20 protein-coding genes are annotated in these 19,889 nt (G+C 65.6%); 10 read left to right on the top strand and 10 right to left on the bottom strand.

Annotation, left to right across the window (positions count from 1 at the left end; all coding sequences use genetic code 11):
- Positions 1-28 precede the first annotated feature (28 nt).
- Both DVS29_RS26800 and DVS29_RS26795 read left to right on the top strand, forming a co-directional pair.
- Positions 29-523: a signal peptidase gene (locus tag DVS29_RS26800; RefSeq protein WP_420816168.1), complete on the top strand. Its 495-nt coding sequence runs from the start codon at positions 29-31 to the stop codon at positions 521-523.
- Between the two features lie 17 nt (positions 524-540).
- On the top strand, positions 541-990 hold the full coding sequence (locus DVS29_RS26795) for an excinuclease ABC subunit A (RefSeq protein WP_118183568.1): 450 nt from the start codon (positions 541-543) through the stop codon (positions 988-990).
- Positions 991-1,020: 30 nt separating this feature from the next.
- Here the strand turns inward: DVS29_RS26795 and DVS29_RS26790 are convergent, their stop codons facing one another.
- Entirely contained in the window at positions 1,021-1,794 is a 774-nt protein-coding gene (locus tag DVS29_RS26790; RefSeq protein ID WP_118183551.1) for a class I SAM-dependent methyltransferase, read from the bottom strand.
- A gap of 176 nt (positions 1,795-1,970) precedes the next feature.
- On the opposite strand from DVS29_RS26790, the gene DVS29_RS26785 reads away from it, so the two are divergent.
- Positions 1,971-3,215 (top strand): NAD(P)/FAD-dependent oxidoreductase, encoded by a 1,245-nt coding sequence (locus DVS29_RS26785; RefSeq protein ID WP_118183550.1) that lies wholly within the window; start codon positions 1,971-1,973, stop codon positions 3,213-3,215.
- 36 nt (positions 3,216-3,251) lie between these two features.
- Here DVS29_RS26785 and DVS29_RS26780 read toward each other — a convergent pair whose 3' ends face one another.
- Both DVS29_RS26780 and treA read right to left on the bottom strand, forming a co-directional pair.
- Complete coding sequence (locus DVS29_RS26780) at positions 3,252-4,550, bottom strand: MFS transporter (RefSeq protein ID WP_118183549.1); 1,299 nt, start codon at positions 4,548-4,550, stop codon at positions 3,252-3,254.
- 166 nt (positions 4,551-4,716) lie between these two features.
- Entirely contained in the window at positions 4,717-6,555 is a 1,839-nt protein-coding gene (gene treA, locus DVS29_RS26775; RefSeq protein ID WP_118183548.1) for an alpha,alpha-trehalase TreA, read from the bottom strand.
- Positions 6,556-7,054: 499 nt separating this feature from the next.
- Between treA and DVS29_RS26765 the strand changes: the two genes are divergently transcribed.
- Positions 7,055-8,152 carry a hypothetical protein gene (locus tag DVS29_RS26765; protein WP_118183546.1) on the top strand — a complete coding sequence of 366 codons (1,098 nt, stop codon included), beginning with the start codon at positions 7,055-7,057 and terminating at the stop codon, positions 8,150-8,152.
- Positions 8,153-8,195: 43 nt separating this feature from the next.
- Here the strand turns inward: DVS29_RS26765 and DVS29_RS37430 are convergent, their stop codons facing one another.
- The 5 genes from DVS29_RS37430 to DVS29_RS26745 form a co-directional block, all read right to left on the bottom strand.
- A complete protein-coding gene (locus DVS29_RS37430; protein ID WP_164707995.1) occupies positions 8,196-8,354 on the bottom strand; it encodes a hypothetical protein in 159 nt (52 codons plus the stop codon).
- Positions 8,355-8,541: 187 nt separating this feature from the next.
- Entirely contained in the window at positions 8,542-8,961 is a 420-nt protein-coding gene (locus DVS29_RS26760; RefSeq protein WP_118183567.1) for a carboxypeptidase regulatory-like domain-containing protein, read from the bottom strand.
- 168 nt (positions 8,962-9,129) lie between these two features.
- Complete coding sequence (locus DVS29_RS26755; RefSeq protein ID WP_118183545.1) at positions 9,130-9,666, bottom strand: glycine zipper family protein; 537 nt, start codon at positions 9,664-9,666, stop codon at positions 9,130-9,132.
- Between the two features lie 33 nt (positions 9,667-9,699).
- Complete coding sequence (locus tag DVS29_RS26750) at positions 9,700-10,044, bottom strand: hypothetical protein (protein WP_118183544.1); 345 nt, start codon at positions 10,042-10,044, stop codon at positions 9,700-9,702.
- A 361-nt stretch (positions 10,045-10,405) separates the two neighbouring features.
- Positions 10,406-10,627, bottom strand: coding sequence for a hypothetical protein (locus tag DVS29_RS26745; protein ID WP_118183543.1), 222 nt, complete (start codon positions 10,625-10,627; stop codon positions 10,406-10,408).
- Between the two features lie 160 nt (positions 10,628-10,787).
- Between DVS29_RS26745 and DVS29_RS26740 the strand changes: the two genes are divergently transcribed.
- A complete protein-coding gene (locus DVS29_RS26740; protein ID WP_124800720.1) occupies positions 10,788-11,360 on the top strand; it encodes a hypothetical protein in 573 nt (190 codons plus the stop codon).
- A gap of 141 nt (positions 11,361-11,501) precedes the next feature.
- Positions 11,502-12,311: a mechanosensitive ion channel family protein gene (locus DVS29_RS26735; protein ID WP_118183541.1), complete on the top strand. Its 810-nt coding sequence runs from the start codon at positions 11,502-11,504 to the stop codon at positions 12,309-12,311.
- A gap of 21 nt (positions 12,312-12,332) precedes the next feature.
- Here DVS29_RS26735 and DVS29_RS26730 read toward each other — a convergent pair whose 3' ends face one another.
- Complete coding sequence (locus tag DVS29_RS26730; RefSeq protein WP_118183540.1) at positions 12,333-13,013, bottom strand: VTT domain-containing protein; 681 nt, start codon at positions 13,011-13,013, stop codon at positions 12,333-12,335.
- A 233-nt stretch (positions 13,014-13,246) separates the two neighbouring features.
- On the opposite strand from DVS29_RS26730, the gene mutL reads away from it, so the two are divergent.
- The 3 genes from mutL (at position 13,247) to DVS29_RS26715 (ending at position 17,604) form a co-directional block, all read left to right on the top strand.
- Positions 13,247-15,307, top strand: coding sequence for a DNA mismatch repair endonuclease MutL (mutL, locus tag DVS29_RS26725; protein ID WP_118183539.1), 2,061 nt, complete (start codon positions 13,247-13,249; stop codon positions 15,305-15,307).
- Positions 15,304-16,302, top strand: a complete 999-nt coding sequence (gene miaA / locus DVS29_RS26720) for a tRNA (adenosine(37)-N6)-dimethylallyltransferase MiaA (RefSeq protein WP_118183538.1) — start codon at positions 15,304-15,306, stop codon at positions 16,300-16,302. The genes mutL and miaA overlap by 4 nt, the downstream gene beginning before the upstream one ends.
- A gap of 135 nt (positions 16,303-16,437) precedes the next feature.
- Positions 16,438-17,604 carry a Fic family protein gene (locus tag DVS29_RS26715; protein ID WP_118183537.1) on the top strand — a complete coding sequence of 389 codons (1,167 nt, stop codon included), beginning with the start codon at positions 16,438-16,440 and terminating at the stop codon, positions 17,602-17,604.
- A 40-nt stretch (positions 17,605-17,644) separates the two neighbouring features.
- On the opposite strand, the gene purM is transcribed toward DVS29_RS26715, so the two are convergent.
- On the bottom strand, positions 17,645-18,700 hold the full coding sequence (gene purM, locus DVS29_RS26710) for a phosphoribosylformylglycinamidine cyclo-ligase (protein WP_118183536.1): 1,056 nt from the start codon (positions 18,698-18,700) through the stop codon (positions 17,645-17,647).
- A gap of 107 nt (positions 18,701-18,807) precedes the next feature.
- Between purM and DVS29_RS26705 the strand changes: the two genes are divergently transcribed.
- On the top strand, positions 18,808-19,887 hold the full coding sequence (locus DVS29_RS26705; protein ID WP_118183535.1) for an AI-2E family transporter: 1,080 nt from the start codon (positions 18,808-18,810) through the stop codon (positions 19,885-19,887).
- The last annotated feature ends 2 nt before the right edge of the window (positions 19,888-19,889 follow it).

Genomic DNA, 19,889 nt, shown 5'->3' with positions numbered 1-19,889 from the left:
GACCGTAACAACAATGAGGGAAACCAGCTTGAAACACACTCTGTTCGTGGGCACGTTGATGGCCGCTACGCTCGCACTCGCGGCATGCTCGACCGAAGTGCGGACCGTGCCGCTGCAAGGTGCGCTCGCGCAACCCGGCACGCTCGAGGCCGCACCGGGAGCGCCGCTGCACCGCGGCGCGGGACCCGTCACCACGAGCGCCGATCCGTCGAACGTCGCGGTGTACTTCGGCACGCAGACGCATCCGGCCGTGCAGAAGCAGCTCGGCGACGTGTCGTACTCGGTGCGGATCGCACGCGGCACGAACGACGGCGACCGGGCCTGCCGCAACGCACTTGGCGAAGCGCTGCGCAAGCTGCGCGCCGGCGCCCGCGATCATGCGGCCAACGCGGTCATCAACGTGACAACGCGTTTCCATTCGACGGTCACGGATTCGGATAACGATTTCACCTGCGGCTTGAGCAGCAGCGCCGCGGCCATCGCAGTGCACGGCGATTTCGTCGTGCTGGAAACCAACCAGTGATCAGCGGGGAATCCATGATGAATCGCCACCTGAGATTCGCAGTGCTGTTCGCCGCCATCGGCGCGTCGTTCGTCGCGTCGCATGCGTTCGCGCGCGACACGATCGGCAACTATCCGGTCGATGCCGCGCTGGCAAGCGAGCCCGGCAAGGTCACCGACGACATCAAGCTGTACTTCGCCGGCCAGCAGCATCCAGCCGTCGCGCATTCGTTCGGCAACTTCGCGACGAACAAGAAAACCAACTCCTTCGGCAAGAGCGACGAGAAGGCGTGCCAGCACGTGTTCCTGTCGGCGGTGATCGAGTTGCAGCAGCGCGCACGCGCGGAAGGCGGCGACGCGGTGATCAACATCGTCAGCAACTACCACAACGAGGAGCGCGAAAGCGCCACCGAGTTCACGTGCGGCGCGGGCGCGATCATCGCGGGCGTGGCGTTGAAGGGCGACGTGGTGAAGCTGAAGGGCAAGTAAGCGCGGTGCGAAGGTGAAGGTGAGCTGGCTTCAGTCCACCTTCACCGCGGCCACGTTGACGAGCGTCTCGCGGCGCTTGCCCGGCTTCGGATGATGCAGGCCGAGCCGCTCGAAGAGTCCGAAATCGGTGGCACGGCTCCACCACAGGTAGGGGAACGAAACGTTCCGCGCGTTGAACGCGAAGCCGGCTTCGCGGATCATCTGCAGATAGCCGTCGGCGCTCTTCTGCACGTGCATCGGATGGCGGAACAGCAGGCGGATCACCCACGACCTGATGTACGCGTCGGTGGATTCGGCGAACAGCAGCGCGCCGCCCGGTTTCAGCACGCGGCGGAACTCGGCAAGCGCGGCTTCCTGCTCGACGAGATGATGGAACGTCTGATGACAGAACACGAGATCGGCGCACGCATCCGGCACAGGCAGATGCGCGCAGTCGCCGTGTTGCAGGTCGATGGCGAGCGGTTGCGATGCCTGCTGTGATTGCGACGATTGCCCCGATTGCGCGGCGCGTTCGCGCAGCGCGGCGGCGGCTTTAGCGGCCAGCACGAGCGACGGCTCGTGATAGTCGATACCGACTATACGACGCGGCGCAAACGCATCGACGAGCAGACGGAACGATATGCCCTGCCCGCAGCCCACGTCGACGATCACCGGCGCGGCGGGCAGCGGCGTATCGATCAGACGCTTGAGGTCGTTGATCGCAACTCGCAGCACGTGGTGCTCCCACGTGTGGGTGCGCAGGAACCAGGTACCGAACGCGGTTTCCGGTACGAATGGCACACTGGAGGTTGCGGTTGACGACATGGGCTTTCTCCGGGCGATCATGGCGCCGACAGGACGCGCGTCATTGTACTGGCAAGCCATGCTGGACGGAGACGCAAAGCACGTAGGGTATCCGGCGCGCAGCGCACCACGCGCGGCCGGCAGCGAACACTGGAATCACGGGCAACGCAGGGCTCGATAACACGGACAACGGAACGATGGACACGCATACCCAGGCTGACAATACATTCGACGTCGCGATCATCGGCGCGGGCCCCGCGGGCGCGGTCGCCGCGGCCCTCCTGAGAAAGGCCGGGCGTTCGGTGCTGGTGCTCGAACGGCAGCACTTCCCGCGCTTCTCGATCGGCGAAAGCCTGTTGCCGCAAAGCATGGCGTACCTCGAGGAAGCGGGCATGCTGCAGGCCGTCGTCGAAGCGGGTTTCCAGTACAAGAACGGCGCGCATTTCGTCTGGCGCGACCAGACCGCGACGATCGACTTCCGAGACAAGCACACGCCCGGCTGGGGCACCACGTATCAGGTGGAACGCGCGCTGTTCGACGATCTGCTGGTGCGCTGCGCGGCCGAACAGGGCGCCGTGGTGCGCTTCGGCCACACCGTGCGTTCGATGCAGACGGGCGATGCGCCGGTGCTCGACGTGATCGACGAAGCGGGCAACGCGTACGAAGTGCGTTCGCGCTTCGTGTTCGATGCGAGCGGGTTCGGCCGCGTGCTGCCGCGCCTGCTGAATCTCGAATCGCCCACCGGCATGCCGACCCGCGCGGCGATCTTCACGCACGTGCGCGACGGCCTGCCGCTCGATGCAACCGACCGCAACAAGATCACGATTGCCACGCATCCGGTGCACCGGGACGTGTGGTTCTGGATGATTCCGCTCGCGGGGGGCAAGTCGTCGGTGGGATGCGTGGCGCACGCGGCGTTCCTCGACGTGCCCGAAGCCGAGCGCGAAGCGAAGCTGCGCGCGTTGATCCAGGAAGAGCCGACGCTCGCGCGCCTGATCGGCGACGCGCCGTTCCTGATGCCGGTGCGGCAGATCGGCGGCTACGCGGCGAACGTCGAGCGCCTGCATGGTCCCGGCTATGCGCTGCTCGGCAACGCGGGCGAGTTTCTCGATCCGGTGTTTTCGTCCGGCGTCACGATCGCGCTGCGCTCCGCGCATCTCGCGGTGCACACGCTCGAACGCCAGTTGAACGGCGAAACGGTGGACTGGCTCGCGAGCTACGACGTGCCGCTGCGCAAGGGCATCGACACGTTCCGCGTGTTCGTGGAGACCTGGTACACGGGCGAGCTGCAGGACATCATCTACTACCCGCGCCAGACGGCGACGATCCGCCGGATGCTGAGCGCGATTCTCGCGGGCTATGCGTGGGACGAAACCAACCCGTACGTCGCGGAACCGGCGCGCCGGCTCGGCATTCTGCACGAGGCCTGCGGTACCTTCTGAGCAGCACCTTCTGGGCGGCTTCAGGCGGCACGCGATTCAGCGCGCCGCCGCTGCTTTCGCCCTGCCCGCCTTCACCCGCCAGTTCGCAAGCGCGCCGAACGCCATCAGTACGCTCGTGCCGAGAAACACGGCGCGCATCCCGATGTGCCCGCCCACAAAGCCGCCGAGCAGTGGTCCCATCACCTGCCCCGCGTACTGCGACGACACCGAGTAGCCGAGAATCGCACCGGCCACGCTCACCGGCACGTTGTGGCGGATCACGCTCGTGATGCACGGCAGCAGGCCGCCCAGCGCCATTCCCATCAGGAAGCGCAGCACGATCAGCTGCCAGCTCGCGGTGACGAACGCCTGCGGTACCAGCAGCAGAGCTGACACGACGAGGCAGCCAATGATCACGTTCCAGTGCCCGACGCGATCGGCGAGCTTGCCGAGGCGCGACGACGAGATCACGCTGCCGAGCGCCGCGCCCGACATCACGAAACCCGCGATCATCGTCACGCTCTGCGGCTTCGTGAGCTGCGCGACGTAGACGGTAATGATCGGCTCGATCGACATGTTCGCGACCATCAGCAGCAGGCCTGTAGCGAGCATCGTCATGGCGGGCGCCTTGTCGTCGACGTGCGCCCACGCGCCCTTTTTCGAAGCGTTGCTGGCGTTCTTGCGTGCGGGCGGTTTTTCGCGGATCAGGAACAGCGTGGCGAGGAACGCGACGAAGATCGCCGCGCCCGACGCCCAGAAGGTTGCACGGATGCCGATCAACGGCGGCAGAAAACCGCCGAGCAGCGGGCCCACGAGATTGCCCGCCATGATCCCCGAAGAGAGGATGCCAAGCGCCCAGCCGGAGCGCGCCTTCGGTGTCTGCGTCGCGACGAGGATCATCGAGCCGGACGCGTAGCCGCCGAGCAGCCCCGCGAGCAGCCGCAGCGCGACCAGCTGCCACGCCGAATGCGCCATGCCGATCAGCGACATCGCGATCGCCATGCCGAGGCTCGAGCGGATCAGCATCAGCTTGCGGCCGTACAGGTCCGCGAGCTTGCCCCACAGCGGCGCGACGAACGCGGCGCTGAAGAAGGTCGCGCCGAACGCCGCGCCGGACCACTGCACGATCGCGGCGTGGTCCTTCACGCCGAGCTGCTCGACGTAGAGCGGCAGGAACGGCAGCAGCAGCGTCATCGCGACGATGGTCGTGAACGAGCCGAACACGCATACGCACAGGTTGCGCTGCCAGTGCGCGGCGGCTTCGTCGTCGACGGGCGGCGCGGCTTTCGCGGTCGCCGCGGCCTGCGCCTGCGGCGGCACCGGTTCGGTTGACGGTACATCCAGCTTGCGATTCATGTGCGAGACCTTCCGAGGTGGCGGACGCCGATACGAGCTACCCGCCGCATCGTAGCGGGTTGCGCGGCGCGGAGGCAGTCAAGCGGTCATCCTGGTATCGGTGCTACCTCTCGGGCTCACCCCGCGGGCTCACACCGCGAGCCTCCCCCGCGCGCCGCCGGCCGCGTTATCGGCTTGCAGGTGCCGGTGCTGGCACCGAGGCCGGCGCAGGCGCGGTGCCATGCGACGTCTGCGGCGCCGCGGCCGCCGACGCCGCGGCATCCGACACGCCCGACGCGCCGCCTGGCACCGCCGCCGGTTTCGTGTCGCCCACCGCGTCCGGGTAGAGCCCCATCAGCACGCGCAGCACGCCGTTGGTCCAGCCGAAGCCGTCCTGCAGCGGATATTCGCCGCCGCCCGCCGACACGTTGCCCGCGGTCGCGTCGACGTCGTATTTCTCCACGAGCTTGCCGGTGCGCTGGTAGTACGCGACGTCGGTGCGAATCCAGCGGGTCGCGATGTCGCGCGCGAGATCGGGCTCGCTGTAGCGGCGCAGCCCGATCACCGCGAGGTACTGCAGCGGTGCCCAGCCGTTCGGCTCGTCCCACTGCTGGCCAGTGTTCGTCTGCGTCGTCGCGAGGCCGCCTGGGCGCAGCAGGCTGCGCCGAACAGTCTGTGCAACTTCGCGCGCCTCGTTTCGCGTGGCGACGCCGGTGTAGAGCGGGTACACGGTCGCCGCGCTCAACCGGTGCGTAAGCGTGCGATGCACGAAGTCGTAGTCGCCGAACGCGTGCAGTTGAGGGGCCCACAGCACGCGGCGGATCGCATCCGCCCGCACGCGCGCGCGTTGCTCGAGGTTTTCCGCGTGGCCGGCATCGCCCGTCACGCGATAGGCCTTCGCGAGCGTGCGCTCGAGGTCCACCATCAGGCAGTTCAGGTCCACAGGAATGAGCGACGTCACGTCGATCGTCGCGAGCGTCTTGCCGTCGCCGAACCAGCGCGAGCTGAAGTCCCAGCCCGTCTCGCCGCCCGCGCGCAGATTGCGCCACAGGTCTTCGGCATGGCGTTGCGGCATCTGCTGCGCGGTGATCACGTCCTCGCGATACGACTCGTCGCGCGGCGTCGCGCGCTCGTCCCAGTAGCGGTTGAGCAGCGTGCCGTCGGCGAGCCGCACCAGATGATGCGCCGCCTGGCCGGGCGCGAGGCGCTCGCTGCCGGTCATCCAGTACGCGTACTCGCGGCGCAGCTCGGGCAGATACCGCGCGTAGACCTGGTCGCCCTCCTTCTCCGCGACGAGCTGCACCATCTGCGCGAAAAACGGCGGCTGCGAGCGGCTCAGATAATACGTGCGGTTGCCGTTCGGAATGTGGCCGTAGCGGTCGATCAGCGTCGCGAAGTTGTTCATCTCGTCGTCGACGAGCGCGTGCTGACCGCTCGCTTCCAGCCCGAGCATGATGAAGTACGAGTCCCAGTAGTAGATCTCGTCGAAGCGGTCGCCGGGCACGATGTACGGCGACGGCAACGGCAGCAGCGACGAGTACGGGCTCGCGTTCGCGTCCGGATCGCGGCGCAGCACGTTCCACAGCGTATCGATGTGTGCGGTGACGCTCTGGTTCGGGTCCGACACGTAGTGCTTTGCCGTGCGCGGCGGCAACGTGAAGTGCTGCTCGACGAACTGCTTCAGGTCGAACTGCGGTTGCGTGCGGGCGCTTTGATAATCGGCCACGACTTGCGCGGGTGCTTCGTTTGGCACCATGTCCGCGAATGTTTTGCTGTCCGGATAGATGTGCGCGAGTTCGACGTCGCGATAGAGATCGCCGTACAGCTCGGACGGCGGTGTGGGCACAACCGGCGACGGCTGCGCGTGATCCGCGTTCTGGCGTTGCAGCACCTTCGCGGTGCTGGCGGCGTTCGCGTTGATTGCCGACGCCGGCAGTGTGAGCGCAGGCGTAGCGGGCGGTGTTTGCGCGTGTGCAGCTTGCGCGCGCACCCCGGCGCTCGCGGCGAGCGCGAGTATGGCGGCCACGCAGGTAGCAGCGCGCGCGAAGAATGCTGCGAAGGATGGTGAGAACCACGCGCACGGCGAGGCGGACGAAGCGGGAACAACGTGGCGTGAAGGCATCGGCGGACCAGGTGGGAGCGACGCGGTGACGTCGACGTGGGCGGCTCGCGGCAGTGCGCGCGACGGTGCGCAAAACACGGCGCACGACAGATGACACGGCGCGACATGCTGCAAGGCTTCGGAAGGCTTTCGCCAGCAAATGCGGGGCCCGCTTCGCAAAACGATGCGCGATGAAACCGCTGTGCACTCATGTACCAGTACGAGCACCGGTATAAGCACACGCGTCTTACAGGCGCGTTACGTGATGATGCGTAAGGGGTTTTTTCATCGCAAAACGCGGACATCGTATGCCGCTCGCGTCACAATCCTGCCACGCCATCTTTCGCGTGCATGACGTGCGGCGGCCACGACATAGTGTCGCGCGCCTCGCGGGTCGATGCACGACCTCGCACGGAGAATCCGCATGCAGCAGGGCCACAATCCAAAACTGCGCTTCGGCTTGAGTCTCGACAAAGCGGCGCGGCCGGCGGTGCGCGCCAGCATCCGTAACGCACCGGATCTGCCCGCTGTCAGCTATCAGCTCGTCGGCCAGACAGCGCCTACCTTGCTGACCACGCCCGCCGTCAAGCTGCCGAAGGCAAGCGCGATCGTGATCACGTGGGCCGAGGCGGAGTGGGCCGCGCTGGAACACGTGTTCTGCTCAGGCAGCACGCCGATGCCGTACAGCGATCGCAACCGCGGCACGTGGCCGGACTGGCAGGAAGATTCGAGCGAACTGCGCGCAGGGGGCCCGTCGGGGTGGACGTCATGGGGCAGCTATCGCCTCGTGCAGGTCGGCGCGGAACCGGTGCTGCTGTACAAGTCGAACACACACCTCGACTGGCCGGGCGCGCCATTTCTCGAAGCGCTGATCGAGCGCTTCGTCAATGAGGTGCAGCCGAAGCTGATCCTGTCGATCGGCACCGCGGGCGGCGCGAAACCGGCCGATCGTATCGGCACCGTGCGTGCGGTCAGCGCGGGCACGCTGTTCGACGCAAGCAAGCCGCCAGGGCAATGGCCCGCATACAGCAACACATGGAAAGCGAAAGACACGGTGCTGAATCACGCGAGATTCAGCCGTCTGCTGCTGCCGGTGCCGTCGAACGTCAGCGATCTCGAAGCGCTCTGCGAGCAGTTCAACACGCAATACAAGACGGCTTACACGCTCGAACAGCTCGATCCGAAGAACCTGAATCTCGGCGACCCAAGCCCATTGATCGAAGATCAAACCGGTGGCGCCGCGTCGCTGTTGACCACGTCGACGTTCGTCGTCGGCACGACCGCGGGCACCTACAGTGAATTCGTTGCGATCGAGATGGACGATGCGGTGATCGGCGAAGCGTGCCGCAAGAGCGGCACCGCGTTCGCATTCGTGCGCAATATCTCGGACCCGGTGCAGAACGCGGCACTGCCCGCGACTGTGCAGGGCAACTGGGGCAGCGCGATCTACGACGCGTATGGCTTCTACACGAGCTACAACGGCGCCATCGCCGCGTGGGCGATGCTCGCCGCGGGCATATGACAGCAAGCGACGCGTGCTTGCGACGCGCGCGGTGCATGCAGGGTCAGACGACGCGAACGATCAGACCCAGTATTTCGAGCGCGATAAACAACACCGCGAACAACACCGGCAGCGTCAGCACGACGACCCATAAGGTGGCGCGACGCTGCGAGCGCTGCGCTTCGTGAGCGGGTTCCTCGAGACGAGGCTGGGTGATAGCCATTCTGAGTCGATCCATCTGCGCACTCCCATGTAAGGCATGGTATGGCTGCCGCGCGGCAGCTAGACCGGGCGCCGCCTGCACACAGCGGCGTTGTGCTACCTGATACCGGACAGCATCAGCAGAAAACGCGCCGACACGCCCGCCGGAACAGCGATCGACAGACCGATGCGATGGCCTTCACGTGCCATCACGTCGGCCACACGAACATCTCGTGCGCGCGTGTGCCGCTGCCGATCGTTACGTCGCGATGCAGCGTGTTGCCGTCGTAGCTCGCCGTGACCTGATAGTGCCCATCAGGCAGATGCAGCAGCATGAACGGTCCGTTTGCCTGCGCCTTCAACAGCGTGTTGCCGTGCATGTCGGCGATCCGTACTGGCACGTCGGCGAGATAGTCGCCGCGCTTGCCGACGAATTCCAGCGTGAGCGGATAACGATGCATCACGCTCTTGATCGCCGAAGACTGATCGCTGCCGATGCCGCCCGACAGATACGTAATGTCGCCCCGCTGATGCGTGGCGGGCAGCGCGACGTCGGCGAAAGCGGTCTGCACGCTGAATGCGGCGGCCAGTGCCACCGCGCCGAGCACAGCGAATGAACGTCCTTTCATCATGGACCTCCGTGAATGCGTTCGTACCGGCGACGGCATGGATCGCGCGCATCCGTGTCGTACGGTACCCAGCGTAGAGGCGATGACTTAAACGTCACTTAAACGCGATCGGACTCGCGGAAGAAAAAAGGCGCCCACAAGGCGCCTTCAAAGCAGATCACAACGTGATCAATACGCGCCCGGCGGCGGGGGTGGCGGCGAGCCCGGCGGCGGAGGCGGCGGCGTGACGGGCTGGCCATAGCCCTGCTGTGAGTAGCCTTGCGGCTGCATCGTGCGGAAGCGGCCCGACACCGGCACGCGATCGCCTGCCGCGTACATGCACTGCATGTACGCGTAGTCGTAGCGCTGCTGCGTCGAGTAGCCCGAATTCTGCGCCGCGCCGGCGCCGAACACGCTGCCGGCCAGCAGGCCAACGCCCGCGCCGACTGCCGCGCCCGAGCCGCCGTTGAACGCCGCGCCGGCGGCAGCGCCGAGCGCCGTGCCCACCACTGCGCTGCCAACCGCGGTATTGGTTGCCGCCTGATTGGCCGACACGCCGCCCACCTGGTTGAAGGCGAACTGGCGGCATTGCGCGTCGTCCGCGCGGAATTGATCGAAGGTCTTGCCGGTGCCCGGCAGCGCCATCACGCTGGGGCCTGTCGGCGTGACCGCGCACGCGCCGAGCAGAACCACCGGCGCGAGCAGCGTGAATCGTGCGTATTTCATGGGCTTCATGATTGGATCGAACTCAGGAATAGATCAGTTCGCCGGCGGTTGTGCCGGCACGGCGCGCCAGTTACCCGCGCATTGCTTCACGTACGGGTAGTAGGTCCTCGACGCGTCGCAGTAGTACCAGGTCCCCGCCGACTGCTGCGGCGATGCATCCGCGGGCTCCGGCTCGGCCTGCCCCTGCTCGATGTATTCCTGCTGCGCGGGCGCGACCGGCACCGCGACCACGGCTGGCGGCGGCGGATAGTAGTACACGGGCGGCCCCCAGTAGTACCCGGGGCCGATATAGACACCCACGCGTGCTGCATGCGCGGTGCCACTCAGGCAGACTGCCGCCGCGGCGGCGAGTCCAACGACGAGTTTCAACGATTTCACGCCAGTCTCCACAACAGATGACGACGCCAGGCGGGGCGCCGACGCAGTCCATGAACCGATGATGAACGCTATGCCAATAACGTGCCCAACACAATTTCAGTAGCCCTGCGGGATTTTTCACCGTGTTACATCCGCAGCCGGCCGGGGCGGCACAATCATCGCTGCTCGCCGCCTTCCGCAATGCAGCATGCACACTTCCTTCCAGATTACTCCGGGAGGCGCGGGTAATGGTTTGAAAGTCGAATGTCGGGGAATGGGCAGGTCGTCGGCAGAGACGCCGACACGAGCGGTTACCGGTGTTACACCGCTCGACGCAGGCCGGCAGGGAGGCGCGCTTCGAGGAGAGGCTGGGGCCGTCGGCTCACTCGCACTGCGGCTCGCTCGCGCCCTCCATCCTGAGCCGGCGAAGCAGTTCGTGGCCGCGCGCGGTGAGTTCGATCGGCGAGCCATCGCCGCTGCGCTGTCGACGCACTTCGACGAGTTCATAACGACGCAACGCCAGCACGTCCGGATCGAATTCGTGCAGACGCCGGTCGGCGTCGCGGACGAGCATCAAGGTCGCGATTTCATGATGGCTCAGCATGATGGCTCCAGCAGTCTTGCTACGACAATGGCAGCTATTCTGGCCAGGCAAAACTACAGTTTGGCTACATGGACGTTTCTTCGCGTTGCACTGTAACAGTCGCCCCGGCGCCGTTCGCACGCGCGCGCAAGGCGGAAATAATCTAGACACCCAGTAAACCTTGCGCATCGCTCAGAGACATTTCTTGATGATCCAGCGGACGTCATGCCTGTTAGATGACGATGGCTTCGGCGTTTATCGAGACGAGATCGCGTGGCATCATCGCGGCCTTCGCCGTCTCGGACTGGAGTTCATGCGCAATCTGCTGTTCGATGTCTTCGCCAGTCTCGTGGCGCTCGGAGCCGTCTGTCTGTCTCGCGTGTTTCTGCCGCAACCGGATGCCCCCTGGCTCGCGCCGATGTGCGGCGCACGCGCATATGCCGCGCTGGCCGCGACGGGACTCGCCCTCGGTGCGATCTTCACCTTCACCGTGTTCGCCGACGCACCGCGTTATCGCATCTACGGTACGGGCACCGCGTTCGCGATACGCGTGGGCACGGCGGTACTCGTGGCGTGCGGCGCGATGGCCGCGGCACAGGCTTACCGACGGCATGCCAGGCAACCCCTGGATTCAGATTCGCAAGCCACACTGACTCAGAACCCTCCCCATTCGGACTCCAATCTATCGAAGTCGTCGAGATTTGACGTTGAGGATAGGAATGCCACTTGCTCCCACGCGCGCTCTCGCCTATAAATTGCAGCAACAACCGCTTTTCCATCCGGATGATTCTGCAATCGGCGGCGTCCGATCAAAGCGGCTTTGGAGCACATGTACACGCGTCGTATCCGGGCTGAACTCTTAGCGTAATTCGTCGACGACTTGAGCGAGGGTATCGTGGATCTCGAAACCATACGTGTGTTCATCATGACCCGGGGCATCGACTTCGGCACGAAGGTGGTCGGCGCCATCGTCCTGTGGGTCATCGGGCGATGGGTGATTGGCTTCGTCACCGGTCTGCTGCGCAAGATGCTGTCCCGCAACTCGCGCGTGGACCCGACGCTCGCGCATTACCTGAGTTCGATTCTGGGCGCGTTGCTGAATCTGGTGCTGGTGCTCGCGATCCTCCAGGTATTCGGCGTGCAGACCACCTCGTTCGCGGCGTTGCTCGCGGGTCTCGGTCTCGCGATCGGCACCGCCTGGGGCGGCCTGCTCGCGCACTTCGCGGCGGGCGTGTTCATGCAGGTGCTGCGGCCATTCAAGGTGGGCGATTTCGTGACGGCGGGCGGGGTCACGGGCACCGTGCAGGAACTCGGGCTGTTCGGCACGACGATCGTCACGCCCGACAACGTGACGACGATCGTCGGCAACAACACGATCTTCTCCGGCACGATCTCGAACTTCAGCGTGCTGCCCGTGCGGCGCGTCGAGCTGACGGCGAAGGTGGCCAACGGGGTGGACGTGCGCGATGCGATGGAGCGACTGCGCGCCGCTGTCGTGAGGATCCCGAGCGTGGTGGAGAGCCCGGGTCCGGATATCGAGGTGCTGTCGTTCACGCCGGAGGGGCCCTTGCTCTGCGTGCGGCCCTATACGCACAACAGCACGTACTGGCAGGTCTACTTCGATACCAACCGGGCGATCATCGATACGTTCCGGGAGGCGGGGTATCCGACGCCGGAGACGCCGCTCGCGAGGCGGCAGGTGTGAGGGACGACGTCTCGCGACCGTTCAGCGGCTCTTGCCTGCCGCACCTGAGCTGGCTCGGCCACGCATCATCTTGTAGACCGCCCCCAGCGCCACCGGCACCACCGCCGCCGCCACACCGACCAGCACGATCACATTCAGATACTGCTTGATGAACGGAATGTTCCCAAAGAAGTATCCAAGGAACACCAGCAGCAGCACCCAGAAAAACGCGCCGGCGAAATTGAAGAGCTGGAAGCGCCCCACCGCCATGTCCGACACGCCGGCAACAAACGGGGCGAACGTCCGCACCACCGGCACGAAGCGCGCGAGCACGATGGTCTTGCCGCCGTGGCGCTCGTAGAAACCGTGTGTCTTCTGTAGCGCGGCCCGATCCAGGAACCGTTCGAACACCGGAATGTGCGAGTCGAACACGCGCGGGCCAATCGCACGCCCAATCAGGTAGTTGACCGTGTTCCCAAGCACCGATGCCACGATCAGCAACACGATCAGCAACACGAGATTCACCGAACCCGTCGCGGCGAATGCACCGCCGATGAACAGCAGCGAATCGCCCGGCAGAAATGGGAGGATGACGAGACCGGTTTCGCAGAACACGATCAGGAACAGCACGGCATAGACCCAGCCGCCATAGTGTTCGATGAAGACACCGAGAAACTTGTCGATGTGCAGGACAAGATTGACGAATTGCAGCAGCGTGTCCAAAAGCGTCCCTTATAGATGAGGCGGAAAAATGGCGGAGAAAATCGGCGCACGGCATGCGCCTCAAAAATTGACCGCGCCATGATACCGAAAGTGCCTGACGCGCCCATTAAAAAATAAACGCGAAAAGGGGCGTTCCGCACTGTTTTTTGCGGCACCGGGCGAACCCGCGCAAAGCTCGTCGTGCGAACGCGCCACCGCGAGAGGCACACGCCCCGAATCGCTATAATTCTGCCATGTCCGAACTCCCCGAACTGCCTCTCGACCCACGCGACGCCGCCGCGCCGGCCTCCGCGGCAACGCCCGCGCCATCGGTCGCCACAGCCCCGCGCGTGCCCTTCGTGCGCCGCGCGATCCAGCCCCTGCCCGACCAGCTGATCAGTCAGATCGCCGCCGGCGAGGTGGTCGAGCGGCCCGCATCGGTCGTCAAGGAGCTGCTCGAAAACGCCGTCGATGCCGGTGCGAAAACGTTGCGCATCCTGCTCGACGAGGGCGGCGTCAAACGCATCTCGATCACGGACGACGGCTGCGGCATCCCCGAAGGCGAGTTGCCGCTCGCGCTGCTCCGTCATGCGACGAGCAAGATCCGTTCGCTCGCCGAACTCGAAGCGGTCGGCACGCTCGGGTTTCGCGGCGAGGCGCTGGCGTCAATCGCATCGGTGGCGGAAATGGCGATCACGAGCCGCACCGCCGACGCGCCGCACGCCGTTCGCATCGACGCGCACACGGGCGTGATCGCGCCCGCCGCCGGCACCCAAGGCACGACGATCGAAGTGCGCGAGCTGTACTTCAACACGCCCGCGCGCCGCAAGTTCCTGAAGAGCGAGCAGACCGAGCTCGGCCACTGCCTCGAAATGGTGCGGCGCGTCGCGCTCGCGCGGCCGGACGTCGCGATCTCGGTGCTGCACAACGGCCGCGCGGTCGAACACTGGAACGCGACGGATCCCGCCACGCGCGTCGCGAAAATTCTCGGCGAAACTTTCGCGACCGCGCATCTGCCGCTCGACGAAGCCGCGGGCCCGCTCGCCGTATTCGGCTGCGCCGGCCTGCCGACCGCGAGCCGCAACCGCGCGGACCAGCAGTATTTCTTCGTCAACGGCCGCTTCGTGCGCGACAAGCTGCTCACGCACGCGGTGCGCGCCGCGTACGAAGACGTGCTGCACGGCGACCGTTACCCGTCGTACGTGCTGTTCCTCGATCTGCCGCCCGAAGCGGTCGACGTGAACGTGCATCCGTCGAAGATCGAAGTGCGCTTCCGCGATTCGCGCTCGATCCATCAGTTCGTGTTCCATGCCGTGCAACGCGCGCTCGCGCGACACGCAGGCGCTTCGCCGGAGACGACGTCTGGCGGTCACGCCGCGCACATCGCGCCGGCCGGCAACGACAACACGCCGTCGTCGTTCCACTCGACGCCGCTCGGCGAATCCGCTTTCGGCGGCAAGGGCGGCAACAGCGCGGGTGCAGGCAATCAGGGCAACCTGTGGATGCGCCAGGCGCGCATGACGCAGGGCACGTTGCCGGTCGCACAACCGCTCGCGCTGTACGATGCGCTGTTCGGCCGCAAGGACACTGGCGCCGGCACCGCATACGGCGCGACGACGCTCGAAGCGCGCGATGCCAATACGACCTATGGTGGCGGCTCAACGTCAGGCACTGAAGCATCAACGTTCCAGATGCCCTCAGACGCGCCGCAAACTTTCGACGCGCACGACGAGCAGCCGCTCGGCTTCGCGCTCGGCCAGATCCACGGCATCTACGTGCTCGCGCAGAACGCGCGCGGCCTCGTGATCGTCGACATGCACGCGGCGCACGAACGTATCCTGTACGAACAGTTCAAGGGCGCGCTCGCGGAACGTTCGATCGCCGTGCAGCCGCTGCTGATTCCGGTATCGATGCCGGCGGATGGCGTCGAGATCGGCGTCGTCGAGGAAGAGCGCGAGACGCTCGAATCGCTGGGCTTCGATCTCGCCGTGCTGTCGCCGACCACCCTCGCGATCCGCGCGGTGCCCGCACTGCTGAAGGACGCCGACCTGCAGGCGCTCGCGCGCGCGGTGCTCGCCGACCTGCACGCGTACGGCGGCTCGCGTGTGCTGACCGAGCGCCAGCACGAACTGCTCGGCACGCTCGCCTGTCATCACGCGGTACGCGCGAACCGGCGTCTGACGCTCGACGAGATGAACGCGCTGCTGCGCCAGATGGAAGCGACCGAACGCGCCGACCAGTGCAACCATGGCCGCCCGACCTGGTATCAGCTCACGCTGTCCGATCTCGACCGCCTCTTCATGCGCGGTCAATGAGTGTGGCTTCGAACGTTGCTTCCGGTGCGGGCAGCGAAGCGACGCCGATCGCATGCGTGCTCGGCCCGACTGCATCGGGCAAGACCGCCGCTGCGCTCGCATTCGCGGCGCAGCGGCCGGTCGAGATCGTCAGCGTGGATTCCGCGCTCGTCTATCGCGAGATGGATATCGGCACGGCCAAACCGAGCGCGGAAGAACGCGCGCTCGCGCCGCATCATCTGATCGACATCATCGATCCCGCGGATGCGTACTCCGCGGCGGATTTCCGCACGGATGCGCTGCGCGTGATCGGCGAGATCGTCGCGCGCGGCCGTGTGCCGTTGCTGGTCGGCGGCACGATGCTGTACTACCGCGCGCTGACGCAAGGCCTCAACGATCTGCCCGCCGCCGATGCCGACGTGCGCTCGCAACTCGACGCCGATGCGGCGCGCGACGGCTGGCCCGCGCTGCACGCGCGCCTCGCCGCCGTCGATCCAACGACTGCCGCGCGCCTCGCGCCGAACGATTCGCAGCGGATCCAGCGCGCGCTCGAAGTGTTCATGCTGACCGGTCAGCCAATGTCGACGTTGTTGACGGCGCCCGCGGCAACCGCGGCGGGACATCGGAATGACGACGCTGCGCCCTATCGCTTCGTGCCGGTCGCGCTCGAGCCATCGGACCGCAGCGTGCTGCATGCGCGGATCGCCGCGCGCTTCGATGCGATGCTGTCCGCAGGACTCGTCGATGAAGTGCGCAGCCTGCGCGCCCGCGACGATCTGCATCCCGGTTTGCCGTCGATGCGCTGCGTGGGTTACCGCCAGGTGTGGGAGTACCTCGACGGCGAGACGGACTACGACACGATGCACGACAAGGGCATCTTCGCGACCCGCCAGCTATGCAAGCGTCAGCTGACGTGGCTACGCGCGATGCCGGAGCGGCTGATCGTAGATTGCTGCGCGGGAGATGCGACTCAGCAGGCGGTCGAAGCGATCGAGCGCGCGGTAAGCGGCGCGTGAAGCTGAGGGTGAGTTAATCGACTCACGTTTTGAGTCGATTAAGCGTGCAATCGACTCAACTCGAGCTATACTCCAATTCAACTCAAAAATTGAGTCGATTAAGCGCCGCAATCGCCTCAACGTGCTTCCAATGCCATGACCCAGCCCCCGTCGCTCATCTGGCAAGCGCCCGCGTGGCCCGCCATGCATTACGACGTCATTCGCCTCAGCAGCGAACTGGCGCGCGCACGCCGGGCCCAGGGCGTCGTCGAAGGCAAGCTGGCCGGCACCGGTTTCGAACAGCGCCTGGAACTCGCGGCTGAAGCCTGGAGTCAGGATGCGGTCGCAACGGCCGCCATCGAAGGCGAGCGCTTCGACCTCACCGCAGTGCGTTCATCCGTGGCGAGGCGATTGGGTGTCGGGAACCAGGATGGCCCGAATGCGCCACGAAATGTGGAAGGCCTGCTCGACATCATGGATGACGCCGTAGCCCGAAGGGACGCGCCGCTTTCACACGATCGTCTGTTTGCCTGGCAGGCAGCACTCTTCCCGACGGGTTACTCGGGCCTCGTCAAGATTCTCGTCGGAGCGTACCGCCAGCATGCCGAACCGATGCAGATTGTCAGCGGGCGAATCGGGCGTCAGAAGGTGCACTACGAGGCCCCGCCATCGGCTCGCGTCCCGGCCGAAATGCAGGCGTTGCTCGACTGGTTCAACGCGCAGACCGAACATGACGATCTGGTCAAGGCGGCGCTCGCACACCTGTGGTTCGAGACGATTCACCCGTTCGAAGACGGGAACGGCCGCATTGGCCGCGTGCTCATCGATCTGGTGCTCGCCCGCGATAGCGGTGAGGTGAGCCGGCTGATTCGGACCTCACAGCGCCTGCTCAACCAGCGCAATGAATACTACGCGCAGCTCGAACGTGCCCAGCACAGCGGGCTGGATGTGACTGACTGGGTGCTGTGGTTCGTGGAACAGGTACGCGTGTCCTGCGAGGAAGCGTCCAGTGCCGTGGACGTCGCCCTAGGCAGAGGCACGTTCTGGGCGAACCATCAGGAGAAGGTACTCAACGCGCGACAGCGGAAGATCGTCAACGTGTTGCTCGACGCGGGCCCCGACGGCTTCGAAGGCGGTATGAGTACAAAAAAGTACGAGGGTATCGCGGGCACGTCGCGGGCCACGGCGTCGCGCGAACTGATCGAACTCGAAGAGATGGGCCTGCTGCGCAAGGTCGGCGCGGGCCGCTCGACCCGCTACTACCTCGATATACCGGCGTGGGGGCCAGCCGATTCAGCCGGTAACGAAGCGCCGGCGGACTGAGGCGCGACGCACGCGCCTCACAAAGAAACGCCAGCCGCCGTCACACCACCACAGTCTGCGCTTCGCCTGCACCGCTCTCGCGCACGGTGCCGATCTTCCACACCATTTCTCCCGCGCCCGACAGCAGGCCAACGGCCGCATCGGCATCCGCCGCCGACACGATCACGGCCATGCCGATACCGCAGTTGAACACGCGATGCATCTCGGCATCCGCCACGCCGCCATGCTTCTGCAGCCACGAGAAGAGCGGCGGCAGCGGCCATGCGCGATGATCGAGTTCGGCCGTGAGACCTTCGCGCAGCACGCGTGGAATGTTCTCGACGAGACCGCCGCCCGTGATGTGCGCCATGCCCTTCACCGCGATGGTTTCCATCAGCGAAAGCAGCGGCTTCACGTAGATGCGCGTGGGCGCCATCAGCGCGTCCGCAAGCGAGCGGCCGTCGAAGTCGGCGTTCAGATCCGGATTCGCGCGCTCGATGATCTTGCGCACCAGCGAGAAACCGTTCGAATGGATGCCGCTCGACGCGAGACCGAGCACCACGTCGCCCGGGGCGATCGTGCTGCCGTCGATGATCTTGCTCTTTTCCACCGCGCCGACCGCGAAGCCTGCGAGGTCGTACTCGCCATCCGGGTACATGCCCGGCATCTCGGCCGTTTCGCCGCCGATCAACGCGCAGCCGGACAGCTCGCAGCCCTGCGCGATGCCCTTCACGACCGTGGCCGCCGTGCCGACGTCCAGCTTGCCGCACGCGAAGTAGTCGAGGAAGAACAGCGGCTCGGCACCTTGCACGAGGATGTCGTTCACGCTCATCGCGACGAGATCCTGGCCGACGGTGTCATGCTTGTTCAGATGGAACGCGAGCTTCAGCTTGGTGCCGACGCCATCCGTGCCCGAGACGAGCACCGGCTCGCGGTATTTCTTCGGCACCTCGAAGAGCGCCCCGAAACCGCCGATGCCGCCAAGCACGCCATCACGCAAGGTCTTCTTGGCAAAGGGCTTGATCGCGTCGACGAGGGCGTCGCCCGCATCGATATCCACGCCGGCGTCGCGATACGACAGCCCCTGAGCGTCAGGAGCGGATTTCGGTTGATTCATGGGGAAGTGCGGGAGAAGGTCGGTAAAATGCGATTTTACCCGATGCCGGACGCCTCGCCTGCAATTTGCCCCGCGCAGGCCCCCCACGACACCAGGGAAAATCGATCTTGCCGCCCAACACACCCATTTTCACGCCCTATCAGCGCCAGGCCTTCATCTGGGTCGCCATCGCGCTCGCGGTCGGCATCCTGCTGTGGCTGCTGAGCCCAGTGCTCACGCCGTTCCTGCTCGGCGCGATCCTCGCGTACATCCTGCAGCCGGGCGTCGCGTGGCTCGTGCGCCGGCGCATTCCGCGCAGCCTCGCCGCGCTGCTGATGATGCTGGTCTTCGCGCTCGTGCTCACCATGCTGGTGCTGCTCGTGCTGGTGGTCGTGCAGAAGGAAGTGCCGCAGCTGAAGCAGCAGGTGCCCACCCTGTTCGCGCATCTGCATCAGTGGCTCGCGCCGAAGCTCGAAGCAATCGGCCTGACCGACGCGTCGCTCGATTTCGCGAGCATCCGCGACATGGTGATGAGCCAGCTCGAAGGCAGCGCGCAGACCATCGCGATGTACGCGTGGACGTCGATCCGCACGAGCGGCAATGTGATGATCACCATCATCGGCAACCTTGTGATGGTGCCGCTCGTGCTGTTCTATCTGCTGTACGACTGGAATCACATGATGTCGCGCGTGCGCGGCTTCATTCCGCGCCGCTGGCTGCATCGCACGCTGACGCTGTCGCGTGACATGGACCAGATGCTGTCGCAATACCTGCGCGGCCAGCTGCTCGTGATGGGCGTGCTCGCGGTGTTCTACGCGGTCGCGCTGTCCATCGCGGGCTTCGAGATCGCACTGCCGGTGGGCATCTTCACCGGCATCGCGGTGTTCATCCCGTACATCGGCTATGCGACGGGTCTCGTGCTCGCGCTGCTCGCCGCGGCGCTGCAGTTCGGCAGCTGGTATGGCTTCGGCGCGGTGGCGCTCGTCTATGGCGTGGGCCAGGTGCTCGAGAGCTTCTTTCTGACGCCGCGTCTCGTCGGCGAGCGCATCGGGCTGCATCCGCTCGCGGTCATTTTCGCGTTGCTCGCGTTCGGCCAGCTGTTCGGCTTTTTCGGCGTGCTGCTCGCGCTGCCGGTGAGCGCAATCCTGTCCGTCGCGTGGCGCGAACTGCGCCGCAGCTATCTGTCGAGCGCGCTCTACAAAAACTGAGT

Source organism: Paraburkholderia phosphatilytica (assembly GCF_003443895.1).
Classification (GTDB): Bacteria; Pseudomonadota; Gammaproteobacteria; order Burkholderiales; family Burkholderiaceae; genus Paraburkholderia; species Paraburkholderia phosphatilytica.
The sequence above is the reverse complement of the archived record's forward strand: the minus strand, read 5'-3'. Positions and strand labels throughout refer to the sequence as shown.

Excerpts from the sequence above, each read along its gene's own strand:
- DVS29_RS26755 (WP_118183545.1), bottom strand. The coding sequence starts at position 9,666 with ATGAAATACGCACGATTCACGCTGCTCGCGCCGGTGGTTCTGCTCGGC.
- DVS29_RS26715 (WP_118183537.1), top strand. The coding sequence starts at position 16,438 with ATGACCCAGCCCCCGTCGCTCATCTGGCAAGCGCCCGCGTGGCCCGCC.
- mutL (WP_118183539.1), top strand. The coding sequence starts at position 13,247 with ATGTCCGAACTCCCCGAACTGCCTCTCGACCCACGCGACGCCGCCGCG.
- DVS29_RS37430 (WP_164707995.1), bottom strand. The coding sequence starts at position 8,354 with ATGGCTATCACCCAGCCTCGTCTCGAGGAACCCGCTCACGAAGCGCAG.
- DVS29_RS26795 (WP_118183568.1), top strand. The coding sequence starts at position 541 with ATGAATCGCCACCTGAGATTCGCAGTGCTGTTCGCCGCCATCGGCGCG.
- DVS29_RS26765 (WP_118183546.1), top strand. The coding sequence starts at position 7,055 with ATGCAGCAGGGCCACAATCCAAAACTGCGCTTCGGCTTGAGTCTCGAC.
- DVS29_RS26760 (WP_118183567.1), bottom strand. The coding sequence starts at position 8,961 with ATGAAAGGACGTTCATTCGCTGTGCTCGGCGCGGTGGCACTGGCCGCC.
- DVS29_RS26780 (WP_118183549.1), bottom strand. The coding sequence starts at position 4,550 with ATGAATCGCAAGCTGGATGTACCGTCAACCGAACCGGTGCCGCCGCAG.
- DVS29_RS26745 (WP_118183543.1), bottom strand. The coding sequence starts at position 10,627 with ATGCTGAGCCATCATGAAATCGCGACCTTGATGCTCGTCCGCGACGCC.
- DVS29_RS26790 (WP_118183551.1), bottom strand. The coding sequence starts at position 1,794 with ATGTCGTCAACCGCAACCTCCAGTGTGCCATTCGTACCGGAAACCGCG.
- miaA (WP_118183538.1), top strand. The coding sequence starts at position 15,304 with ATGAGTGTGGCTTCGAACGTTGCTTCCGGTGCGGGCAGCGAAGCGACG.
- purM (WP_118183536.1), bottom strand. The coding sequence starts at position 18,700 with ATGAATCAACCGAAATCCGCTCCTGACGCTCAGGGGCTGTCGTATCGC.
- DVS29_RS26785 (WP_118183550.1), top strand. The coding sequence starts at position 1,971 with ATGGACACGCATACCCAGGCTGACAATACATTCGACGTCGCGATCATC.